Origin of the sequence: Neisseria sp. P0016.S008 (genome assembly GCF_051957775.1) — a bacterium.
Classification (GTDB): domain Bacteria; phylum Pseudomonadota; class Gammaproteobacteria; order Burkholderiales; family Neisseriaceae; genus Neisseria; species Neisseria flavescens_B.
This window is the reverse complement of the sequence record NZ_JBQCWB010000001.1, coordinates 48,704-60,618: the sequence shown is the minus strand read 5'-3', so window position 1 is coordinate 60,618 and position 11,915 is coordinate 48,704. Positions and strand designations below refer to the sequence as shown.

At 50.8% G+C, this 11,915-nt stretch carries 7 protein-coding genes; all 7 read right to left on the bottom strand.

All coding sequences use genetic code 11. From position 1 onward, the window contains the following. Positions 1 to 36: 36 nt before the first annotated feature. Positions 37 to 786 (bottom strand): hydroxyacylglutathione hydrolase, encoded by a 750-nt coding sequence (gene gloB, locus ACTHS8_RS00285; RefSeq protein WP_440372651.1) that lies wholly within the window; start codon positions 784 to 786, stop codon positions 37 to 39. 23 nt (positions 787 to 809) lie between these two features. Beyond that, on the bottom strand, positions 810 to 1,895 hold the full coding sequence (locus ACTHS8_RS00280; RefSeq protein ID WP_440372650.1) for a hypothetical protein: 1,086 nt from the start codon (positions 1,893 to 1,895) through the stop codon (positions 810 to 812). A gap of 362 nt (positions 1,896 to 2,257) precedes the next feature. After that, positions 2,258 to 3,076, bottom strand: a complete 819-nt coding sequence (locus ACTHS8_RS00275) for an HNH endonuclease (RefSeq protein ID WP_440372649.1) — start codon at positions 3,074 to 3,076, stop codon at positions 2,258 to 2,260. Positions 3,077 to 3,201: 125 nt separating this feature from the next. Next, positions 3,202 to 7,128, bottom strand: a complete 3,927-nt coding sequence (gene purL / locus ACTHS8_RS00270; protein ID WP_440372648.1) for a phosphoribosylformylglycinamidine synthase — start codon at positions 7,126 to 7,128, stop codon at positions 3,202 to 3,204. A gap of 306 nt (positions 7,129 to 7,434) precedes the next feature. Next, the gene (rep, locus tag ACTHS8_RS00265; RefSeq protein WP_440372647.1) at positions 7,435 to 9,435 is read right to left on the bottom strand and encodes a DNA helicase Rep; all 2,001 of its coding nucleotides are present in this window, start codon (positions 9,433 to 9,435) and stop codon (positions 7,435 to 7,437) included. A 91-nt stretch (positions 9,436 to 9,526) separates the two neighbouring features. After that, positions 9,527 to 10,462 (bottom strand): dihydroorotate oxidase, encoded by a 936-nt coding sequence (locus ACTHS8_RS00260; RefSeq protein ID WP_440372646.1) that lies wholly within the window; start codon positions 10,460 to 10,462, stop codon positions 9,527 to 9,529. A gap of 225 nt (positions 10,463 to 10,687) precedes the next feature. Further along, positions 10,688 to 11,869, bottom strand: a complete 1,182-nt coding sequence (locus ACTHS8_RS00255; protein ID WP_440372645.1) for an aspartate aminotransferase family protein — start codon at positions 11,867 to 11,869, stop codon at positions 10,688 to 10,690. Between the last annotated feature and the right edge of the window lie 46 nt (positions 11,870 to 11,915).

Genomic DNA, 11,915 nt, shown 5'->3' with positions numbered 1-11,915 from the left:
GTTCAGACGGCCTTATTCTTTAGGAACTAAGCCCAATTAAAATTGATTTTTTAATTCACGCAGGGCTGCGAAGACTTCGAGTTCGCTGTTTAATTTTCGTCCGCTCAATTCTTCGGCGCGTGCCTGAACTTGGGGCAGGTGTACGCGGAAAAACGGATTGACTTTGCGTTCGTGCGCCAGGCTGACAGGCAGTGTCGGCGTGTGTTCGGCTGCGGCCAAGGCCGTCTGAATGTCGGTGTTGTCCGGCTCGATATGCTGGGCAAAGCGCAGATTGGAGGCGGTGTATTCATGCGCCGGATAAAACAGCGTTTCTTCGGGCAGCTGGTTGAATCGGTGGAGGCTGTCGTAAAGCTGCTCGATTGTGCCGGTAAATACGCGGCCGCAACCGGCGGAGAACAAGGTATCGCCGCAGAAAACGTGCAGGCCGTCTGAATTTTCCAGCAGATAGCTGATGTGGCGGTCGGTATGGCCGGGGGTTGCCCAAACGGTAACCAAACCTTCGCCAAACGGGAACTGCGTACCTGCGGTAACGGTATGCGTCGCTACGTCGATGTCGCTTTCGCCATAGATCGGGGATTCTAAAAAGCCGTGGAATAGGCTTTTTGCGCCGCCGGTATGGTCGGGGTGCGGATGGGTAATCCATGTTTGCGCCAGCATCAGGCGGTTGTGGACGAGGAATTTCAAAACGGGCGTGGCATCGGACGGATCGACGCAGGCGGCATGGTTGCCTTCTTGAATCATCCAGATGTAGTTGTCGTTTAGGGCTTGGATTGGCGTGATTTTCATATGCTTTCTTCTGCTTGGGGGTTTCAGACGGCCTCTAAATAATCTTTGATATTCGGGCTTTGGCCGAACACGGCTTCATGGGCTTGATGGATGCACAGTTGGTTAAACAGCAATCTTTGGGTTTGGTTGCCGTCGATAATCCGCACTTGGCCTTGCAGTTTGGGCGCGTCGTGATGAAAGGTATTTTTAAACGCGTGCCAACGGTCGGTTTGCAGATGGACGACGGCAAACATATCGTGCGAAATATTAACGCCGACACTGAATAGCTTGGCCGAGGCTTGCAGGCAGAAACTGCTGTCGCCAAACAGGCACAGCCCCGTATTTTCCAGATAGCGGAACAATTCGATTTTCACGGCTTCGGGTTCGGCAAAGATGTTGCAAAATAGCCGTTCAAACAACGACGGCTGCGTCACGCCTTCGCTCAACATACCGTAAAGCCCGCCCAGCCAATCGACATAGCCGAGAAAGGTGAAACGGTAGTCCTGCATAATGGCTTCGATGCGCTTGGGATCGCGTTTGCTGATCAAGCGGACAAATTCAAAACCGACTTCCGGCAGCCGCGCCCGAAGTGTTTGGTGCAGGCGGTGGGCAAACAGGTTTTTATGGTTGTGCGGATTGCGCAGAATGCCGAGGAACTTCAGCCGCAATATCCGCCACAAGGCATCCGGTACTTTGATGGTATCGGCATTTGCCGTAGTTGTTTTCAGACGGCCTGCAGGTAAGGTGCGCAGGTGGTTGCAAGCCTCTTCGTAGCCGCTTTCATGACGGTTGAACCAGCTTTCCAGATTGTATTGGTTGGCGGAGTCTTCGACAAAGGTCAGTGTATAGAGGTTTTTCGCCGCCAAATTGCCGATGATGTTGACGCTTATCGCTTCGCTGCGGTTTTGTTCTTTAACGCGGGCTTTTTCGCCAGTATGGAACATAGACAGCGGCAAGCGATAAACGTTTTGGTTTTGCGGGCTGACCTGCGGATTATGCGCATGTTGCCGCTGCTCGGTTTGGGCAATGAAGTGGTGTTCCTTCGTCGGATTCGCGGTCAACAGGGCGTAAGGCTTTTCTCCGCATTCGGAAAATTCGCAATCGCTGAGGATAAAGGCTTGTCGAGTCATAATGTCGGGAAAGGCCGTCTGAATATGTCGATTATAGCTGATGGGGAGCTAAGGGGGATTATGATTATACGGAATGATGCTTCTGCTTGCAGAATACGCTAATAGAATGCCGATAATGGGAATCCAAAAAACACTTCGCCGCCGTCATTCCCGCGCAGGCGGGAATCCAGAAGTTTGGATTCACAGTAGTCTTTAAATATTTCTGAAATGCAGAGGTCTGGATTCTCGCCTGCGCGGGAATGACGGCGGTTGGTTAGTATTCGTATACAAAAGGACGCAAAAAGGTCGTCTGAAAACAAATATAGTGGGGTTCGCTAAATCGTTTTCAGACGACCTTAAATCAACGGACTGTTCAACACTATTTATTCTTCTTTTTGGAAAACATGGTTGCGGTGATACTTGAAATATTTTTCGCTTTCAGGTTCGATTTTTAATTTCATATCGCGAGAAATTCCAAGCCGCTCTTGATTTTCCGGATCGATTTTTGGACTGATTTTTATCGTACCGTCGGTATCAAACGTAATCAGACCGCTATCGAATAATGCGTCGATATTGGGTGCGAGCATCAGACCATTGGAGGGATCTAAACGCTCTTCATTGTTGCACTTGCTCCAAGGTTTAATATGGCTGGCAATAAGTAAAGACTGAATATCTAGACCTGTTAGCGGGCAGCTCGGATATAGTTTGAGTAGGTCTTGTCGGAATTGATCTTGCCCTCTGCGGACTTTTATTAAGATTTTTAGTTCGGTTTGCTTTTCTGGGCTAGTTTCGGAGGCTAAACGGTTTTTGAGTTCAGCTATATTTTTTCCTAAGTGCGGGATAGAATTCGTGTAAAAATTTTGCTCTTCAGTCAGCCAAGCTGTCTTTTCTTCGTCTAATTCCTTTTTAAAACAAGTTTTACATCTGTTTTCTCTATCGTATTCACTCCAACTCCACTCACTGAGTTTCTTACGGGAGTTGGAACAAACTTTAAAATAATCTGCATCGTTTGTCGTCCAATTTTTGTCTTTTCGTTCAGTAGGAAAGCTGTTACAGCCACCACTAGCTTTGTGTAACATAGGGTATATGGATTGGGTTCCACCTTTGTCTATGTTTAGTACAAAACCATTTTTATTGTTCTTAAGCCAGTCAATATAAGCTCCATCATCTGGCATATCTTTAAAAATTTTTATATCAGACATAAGTTTCTCCAAATTGTTTTCCATAATTTCTATGAAGTTGTTTATTTTCAAAAAGGTCGTCTGAAAACCTTAATTTGAGGTTTTCAGACGACCTTTTCTTGCCAATCAGTTAATCAGGGCACGATTTAGCCCAAAGCTTTTCTTGCGCCGGCAAAGAGGCGATACCAGCCGGACAATTCCGTCCAGTCTTCCGGTTTCCAGCTCATTTGTGCGGCGCGGTATACGCGTTCCGGATGCGGCATCATGATGGTAACGCGGCCGTCGGTGTTGGTCACACCAGCAATACCTTGAGGCGAGCCGTTAGGGTTGAGCGGATAAGTTTGGGTCACTTGGTTTTGTCCGTCGACGTATTGCAGCGCAATGCCCAAATCGGCGGAGATATTGCCGCCGTGAAGCGCGAAGTCGGCGCGACCTTCGCCGTGGCTGACCACGACAGGCAGGCTGGAGCCTTGCATTTCGTTCAGAATCAGCGATGCGGATTTTGGAACATGAACCATACTCAGGCGCGCTTCAAACTGTTCGCTCAAGTTGCGTTTGAACTTCGGCCATGTTTCTGCGCCCGGGATAATCTCGGCAAGGTTGCTGACCATTTGACAGCCGTTGCACACGCCCAATGTCAGCGTGTTCGGGTCGGCGAAGAAGGCGGCAAATTGGTCGCGCAGAGCAGGGTGGAACAGGATGGATTTCGCCCAGCCTTCGCCTGCGCCGAGTACGTCGCCGTAGCTGAAGCCGCCACACGCCGCCAGCATTTTGAAGTCGGCAAGGTGAACGCGGCCTGCCATCAGGTCGGACATATGCACGTCGTAGGCATCGAATCCGGCACGGGTAAACGCGGCGGCCATTTCGATTTGTCCGTTTACGCCCTGTTCGCGCAGGATGGCGATTTTGGGTTTTGCTCCGCTGTTGATGAAAGGCGCGGCGATGTCTTCGTTCACGTCGAACTTCACGTCGGCAAACAATGCGCTGCGGTCGTTGTCGTCAATCAGGGCAAACTCACTGTCGGCGCAGGCAGGGTTGTCGCGCAGACGTTGAATGGCGTGGCTGGTTTCCTGCCATGCGCGTTGCAGGTCGGTAAGGGATTGATTGAAAATTTCTTCTCCTGCATTGATGACCATATGGCCGCTGTCGGCAAACTCTCCCAAATGGTGCAGCGTGAGATTCAGTTTCTCGCACAAATTGAAAATATATTCGTGGTCGGCAGCGTGAACAGCAATAACGGCTCCTAATTCTTCGTTAAACAGGGTAGTTAGGACAAATTTTTGCCATTCTTGAGACGAGTAATACTCGTTTTGAACGTTAATATTTTTACTTACCATTGTCAGCAGGTCGAGATTCATGCCACGGCGAGAAGCAAATGCCATTTCTGCCAGAGTCACAAACAAACCGCCGTCGCTGCGGTCGTGGTAGGCCAGCAACTTATCTTCTTGAACGAGTTGCTGAATTAACTGATAAAACGCTTTCAGACGGCCTGCATCAATATCAGGTGCTTCGCCGCCGCTTCGGTTATACACTTGAGCCAGTGCAGACCCACCCATACGGCACTTGTTGTTGCCTAAGTCAATCATCAGCAGAATAGTGAACGAATTGGCATTGTCTTTTAATACGGGCGTAACGGTTTTGCGCACGTCTTGAACTGGCGCGAACGCGGAAATAATCAGGCTCAACGGCGAGACGACAGATTTTTTCTCTTCGCCGTCTTGCCAAACGGTTTTCATCGACAGGCTGTCTTTGCCCACGGGGATGCTCAAATCCAATGCCTGACAGGCTTTAGAGACGGCTTCGACGGTGCGGTAGAGTTTTTCGTCTTCACCCTCGTTGCCGCACGCCGCCATCCAGTTGGCGGAAAGTTTGATGTTGCCGATGTCGCCGATGTTGACCGCCGCGATGTTGGTGATGGCTTCGCCGATGCACATTCTGCCCGAAGCAGGCGCGTCAAACAGGGCGACGGTTGGTTTTTCGCCCATAGACATCGCTTCGCCGCGATAGGTGTTGAAGCCCATCATGGTAACGGCGCAGTCGGCTACGGGGGTTTGGTATTTGCCGACCATTTGGTCGCGGTGGGTCATGCCGCCGACGCTGCGGTCGCCGATGGTAATCAGGAAGTTTTTGGCGGCTACGGTAGGCAGGCGCAAAACGCGGTAGGCGGCTTCGGTGATGTCGATATCGCCGGCGTTAAATGGTTTTTCAGACGACCTCACGGTTTTGTCGCTGCGTGTGGTTTTGGGCGGTTTGCCGAGCAAGACGTTCAGCGGCAAATCGACGGGGTTGTTGGAGAACAAGTCGTCGCGCACTTTCAAATGGCCGTCGTCGGTCGCCGTGCCGACTACCGCAAACGGGCAGCGTTCGCGTTCGCAGATGGCGCGGAAGGTGTCCAAATCTTTTTCCAAAATCGACAACACATAACGCTCTTGCGATTCGTTGCACCAGATTTGCAGCGGATTGAGGCCGTGTTCTTCCAACGGCACTTCGCGCAGCTTGAATACCGCGCCGCGGCCGGCATCGTTGACGAGTTCAGGGAAGGCGTTGGACAGGCCGCCTGCGCCAACGTCGTGGATGGAGATAATCGGGTTTTTGTCACCGAGCTGCCAGCAGCGGTCGATGACTTCTTGTGCGCGGCGTTCAATTTCGGGGTTGCCGCGTTGTACGGAGTTGAAGTCTAAAGACGCGTCGTTTGTACCGGTATTCATGGAAGAAGCCGCGCCGCCGCCCAAGCCGATGAGCATGCCCGGGCCGCCCAGTTGGATCAGTAACGCGCCTTCGGGGATTTCGTCTTTGTGTGTTTGTTGTGCCTGAATGCTGCCCAAGCCACCGGCAATCATAATCGGTTTGTGGTAGCCGCGAACTTGGCCGTCAAACTTCTCTTCAAAAGTGCGGAAGTAGCCCAAGAGATTTGGACGGCCGAATTCGTTGTTGAACGCTGCGCCGCCGATCGGGCCTTCGATCATGATGTCTAAAGGGGAAGCAATATGGTCGGGTTTGCCGTAGGCTTGTTCCCAAGGCTGCTCCAAGCCAGGGATATTCAGGTTGGAGACGGTAAAGCCGGTCAAGCCCGCTTTCGGACGTGAGCCTTTGCCTGTCGCGCCTTCATCGCGGATTTCACCGCCCGCGCCCGTTGCCGCGCCCGCAAACGGCGCGATGGCGGTCGGGTGGTTGTGCGTTTCCACTTTCATGATGATATGGGTGTCTTCCTCGTGGAAACGGTAGCCTTGGTTTTCCGCCGCATTCGGATAGAAACGCTCGATTTTCGCGCCTTCAATCACGGACGAATTGTCTTTATAGGCAACGACTGTGCCTTCGGGATGCGCGTTGTGCGTGTCGCGAATCATGCCGAAAAGGGATTTCGGTTGTTTTTCGCCGTTGAGGATGAAATCGGCGTTGAAGATTTTGTGGCGGCAGTGTTCGCTGTTTGCCTGCGCAAACATCATCAATTCAACATCGGACGGATTACGGTTTAAAGCCTGATAGTTTTCAACCAGATAATCGATTTCGTCGGCTGAAAGCGCCAAGCCCATTTCGGTATTGGCTTTGACCAATGCCTCTTTACCGCCGCCCAATACATCTACGCTGGAGAAGGTTTCCGATTGGATGTGGTGGAACAGTTGCGCCGCTGCATCGATGTCGGTCAATACGCTTTCGGTCATGCGGTCGTGCAACAGGGCTGCCCATTGTTGTTTTTGCCCGTCGGTAAGCGCACCTTCCAACCATACGGCCATGCCGCGTTCGATACGCTCAATACCTTCCAAACCGCAGTTTTCGGCGATATTGGTTGCTTTGGAAGCCCAAGGAGAAATGGTGCCCAAACGGGGCGTTACCAAAAATAAATGCAAGCCCTCGCGCGCTTTGGGCGTTTGTTCAACGCTTTGCGCTGCCAGTAAGGCTTGCAGTTTTTCGACTGTCGCGGCATCAAGTGCTTTTTCGCTACCGACAAAATACCAAAATTCGCTGCTTAATTTGACTTCAGGCAGGCCGAGGGCGGCTGCTTTTTGGAAGAGTTTTTCAACACGGAAATCAGAAAGGGCGGTTACACCGCGCAAGGGCAGAACAACAGACATGGATTCAGCTCACAAAATGCAGTTGGGGAATCCATTATTATACCTGAAAAATGCAATTTTGCTTGTGAATTTATACTTCAAGTGTTGACAATTTTTGCTTGTAAACTGAAGGGGAATAAGGCAATCGTGCCGCCTAGTTTTTTATTTTGTACCTGATTACTCGATTATTTTTGTTTATTTTTGAATAATCGGGAGGAATGGGAGTAGATGAGCATAAAGGTATAAAGTAAAAATTATTTGATTGTTGAATTCGACATTTTGCTGACAATAAGGCCGTCTGAAACCTTACTTTCAGACGGCCTTGCTTTATCCTTTTCTTTTGTTTCCCAACATATCCAGCAATCCTGCTAAATTACTTTTTCCTTCTTCCTTGCTCACAATCGGCTCGCCGCCTTTGCGGCCTAGGATTTTGATGTCTTCCTGCGGCATTTCATCTATGAAGCGACTCGGCTCGGGGAACTGCCATGTGCCTTGTTTTTTACGTTTGAGGCAGTGGGTCAGTGTAAGTTGGCGTTTGGCGCGGGTAATGCCGACGTACATCAGGCGGCGTTCTTCTTCGACATTGTCTTCTTCTATGCTGTCATTATGCGGCAGTATGCCCTCTTCGCAGCCGACGAGGAAAACGTAGGGATATTCCAAGCCTTTGGAGGCGTGCAGGGTGGAGAGTTTGACGGCATCGACTTCTTCTTCGCTTTTACCCTCCAAAAGCGTCATCAGGGTAATGGTTTGGGCAAGCTCGATGATGTTTTTGCCGTCCTGCTCGCCTTTGCGTTCCAGCCAGCCGGTCAGGTCGGTAACGTTGCGCCATTTGATTTCGCCTGCTTTGCCTTCTTCGTTGGCCAACAAGTGGTTTTCGTAGTCGATTTCTTTGAGTAGGTTGTGGATAAGCTCGCCTGCTTCGCTGGTTTCGGCTTTGGCGCGGTAGTTTTCAATCATATCCATGAAGGCTTGCAGGTGTTGGCGGTTGGTATGGTTCAACAGGGCAAGCGCTTCTTCGGTTTGCGCGGCTTCATATAGGCTGCATTCGTGTTCGTGCGCGTAGGTGTTGAGCTTTCCCAGTGTGACGTCGCCGATGCCGCGTTTGGGCGTGGTTACGGCGCGTAGGAAGGCAGGATCATCATTGGGGTTGGCAAGCAGGCGCAAGTAGGACAAAACGTCTTTAATTTCAGCTTTGTCGAAAAAGCTTTGTCCGCCGGAAAGCTGGTAGGGAACGCGCGCGCTGCGCAAGGCTTCTTCAAAAATCCGCGCCTGATGGTTGCCACGGTATAACACGGCGAAATCGGCGTATTGGGTTTTGTCGCTGCCGACCAGCTTCTGCTTGACGATTTGACTGACAACCCAGTCGGCTTCGTGTTGCTCGTTTTGGCAGGCAACGACTTTGACAATTTCGCCTTCGCCGAACTGCGACCAAAGTTTTTTCGTGAACAGCTTGGGGTTGTTTTCAATAACTTTATTGGCGATTTTGAGAATGCGCGCGGTGGAGCGGTAGTTTTGTTCTAATTTGATGACCTTCATCTGCGGATAGTCTTCCTGCATTTTGCGCAGGTTTTCCATGTTTGCGCCGCGCCATGCGTAGATGGATTGGTCGTCGTCGCCGACGGCGGTAAACATGCCTTCCGCGCCGGTCAAGAGCTTCATCAGGGTAAATTGGCAGGTGTTGGTGTCTTGGCATTCGTCAATCAATAGATAACGCAGCCGCCGCTGCCATTTGTTGCGCACTTCGCTGTTTTGCTGCAACAGCACGGCGGGCAGGCGGATTAAGTCGTCGAAGTCCACCGCCTGATAGCTTTGCAGGGTTTCCTGATAGCTCGCATACACGCGCGCGATTTGTTCTTCCCAAGCATTGGAGGCAGTCTGAAGCACGTCTTCGGGCGTTTTCAAATCGTTTTTCCATAGGGAAATCTGATGCTGCGCTTTGAATAAGGCTTCTTTGCCCGTACCGCCCAAGAGCTCACCGATGATTTTGGCGCTGTCGGTAGAGTCGAGAATGGAAAAGTTTTTTTTGTAACCGATTTGATTGGCTTCTTCGCGCAGAATCTTCATGCCCAAAGAGTGGAAGGTGCAAATCGTCAGCCCGCGCGTTTGCGATTTGGGCAGCATTTTGGCGACGCGCTCCTGCATTTCCGTGGCGGCTTTGTTGGTGAAGGTAATCGCGGCGACGGTATGCGGCAGATAGCCGACATTGACAATCAAATGCTTGATTTTCTGCGTAATTACGCCGGTTTTACCGCTGCCTGCGCCAGCAAGGACGAGCAGGGGGCCGCCTAGATATTTGACCGCAGCTTGCTGTTGGGGGTTGAGTTTCATTGAAGGGGGAAGACGGGTAATGTGGGGAGCAATTATACAACAAGGCCGTCTGAAATTTTCAGACGGCCTTGGTCGTTTTTTAGAGTAAACCCTATGCAAAATATTTCAATTTGCCTTTGAAGTCTTCCAGCTTCTCATAGCCTTTTTGCGCCATGATGGCTTTTAATTCAAGGGAAACCCGTTCAAAAATGTCTACGCCTTGCTGGTGTAACGCCGTGCCGATCTGCACCATGCTTGCGCCGCACAAGATGTGTTCAAACGCATCACGACCGCTGTAAACGCCGCCCGTTCCGATGACCTGGATAGATGAATCCAATCTTTGATAGAACGCGTGGACATTGGCGAGCGCGGTCGGTTTGATGTATTGACCGCCTATACCGCCGAAGCCGTTTTTCGGGCGGATCACGACGGATTCGTCTTCGATATACATGCCGTTGCCGATGGAGTTGACACAATTGACGAATTTTAGGGGATAGCGGTTGAACACTTTTGCCGCTTGATCGAAATGGGCAATATCGAAATACGGCGGCAATTTGATGCCCAAGGGCTTGTCGAAGTAGGTAAAGGCATTATCCAAGATCATCTCGGTTGTTTCAAAGTCGTAGGCGATTTGCGGTTTGCCGGCGACGTTTGGGCAGGATAGGTTGAGTTCGGTAATGCCGTTAAACCCGCTGTTTTGCACCTTTTCCAACAGGATATGTGTTTCGCCGGGCGACAGGCCGACCAGTGATAGGAAAAATGTCCGTTCCGGCTGAGACTCTTGAAGGGTAAGCAGGTAATCTAGATAGTAATCAATGCCTTGATTCGGCAAGCCCATCGAATTGATGCTGCCGAGAGGGACGTCCCGATAACGCGGCTCGAGGTTGCCTTGACGCGGGGTAAGCGTTGCGGTCTTGGTAATGAAAGTGCCTGCCGAAGACTGTCTGACCGCTTCCAATTCCTCAACAGTCATACACGACACACCAGCGGCGTTCATCAGGCAGTTGTCAAGAGAAAAACCAGCGATTTGGGTTTTCAACGATACCATCTCCTGCTCCTTTTCTTCGAAAAATCAAATTGTTTACCGAGCGTAACACGAAGAGGCGGTACGATTTTTAACAAACATCAAATGACAAAGCATGTAGGCGGATGTTGTTTTCAATATTGAAAAAAAGCCGTCTGAAAAACTCAAACGGTCTTTCAGACGGCCTTTACTATATGGCATTAATTAGGAACAAATCTGTCGGTTGATTTGAATATTAGGTTTTAAAAATCAGGCCAACCATTCGGCCAAGGCTGCTTCAAAACGTTTCAAGCCTTCGGCCATGTCTTCATCGTTCAGCAGCAGGCTGGGGGCAAAGCGCACCACATTGGCGCCGGCAACCAGTACCATCAGGCCGTGTTTTAAAGCGGCGGCGGTGATTTCTGAAGCCTTGCCTTCGTATTTGTCCGCCAACACACAGCCGAGCAGCAAGCCCATGCCGCGGACTTCTTTAAATATGTCGGTCTTTTCACCCAATTCACGCAATGCCGTCTGAAGTTTTTGGCCTTGTTGGTCAACGTGTGCCAATGTTTCGGGCGCATTGATGATGTCAAACGCACGGCTACCGACCGCGCACGCCATTGGGTTGCCGCCGAAGGTCGAGCCATGTGTTCCGGGACCGAAGGTTGGGGCGATTTTATCGGTGGTCAGTATCGCGCCAATCGGGAAGCCGCTACCCAAGGCTTTGGCGGAGCTGAGAATATCGGGTGTTACGCCGTAATGCTCGTAGGCAAACAGTTTGCCCGTATGACCCATGCCGGTTTGTACTTCGTCCAAAATCAGCAAAGCACCATGTTTGTCGCATAAACGGCGTGCGGCTTGCAGATATTCTTGAGTGGCAGGCAGAATGCCGCTTTCACCTTGAATCGGCTCGATAATCACGGCGCAGGTTTTGTCGCTGACGGCTGCTTCCAATGCGGCAACATCATTGAAGGGAACGTGGGTAATGCCGGCCGGCAGCGGCGCGTAGTCTTTGCTGTATTTGGGCTGGCCGCCGACGGATACGGTAAACAGGGTGCGGCCGTGGAAGCTGTTGAGGCAGGAGATAATTTCGGTTTTGTGTTCGCCAAAATGATCGCGGCCGTATTTGCGCGCCAGTTTCAACGCGGCTTCATTGGCTTCTGCGCCGGAATTGCAGAAAAACACTTTGTCGGCAAAGGTGTTTTCGACCAGTTTTTTGGCCAATTCTTGCGCCGGTTGGGTGGTATAGATATTAGAAATGTGCCAGAGTTTTTGCGATTGTTCGGCCAAGGCTGCGACCAAATCGGGATGACAATGACCCAGCGCATTCACAGCAATACCGCCTGACAAGTCAATGTATTCTCGTCCTTCGGTATCCCAAACCCGGCTGCCGAGCGCGCGTTCCGGAATCATGGGGGCGAATGAGAAATTGGGTGTCAGGTAGTTTTGCATTTTCTTTTCCTTTTAATATTGTCAACAATTTTTTCAATTATGCGCC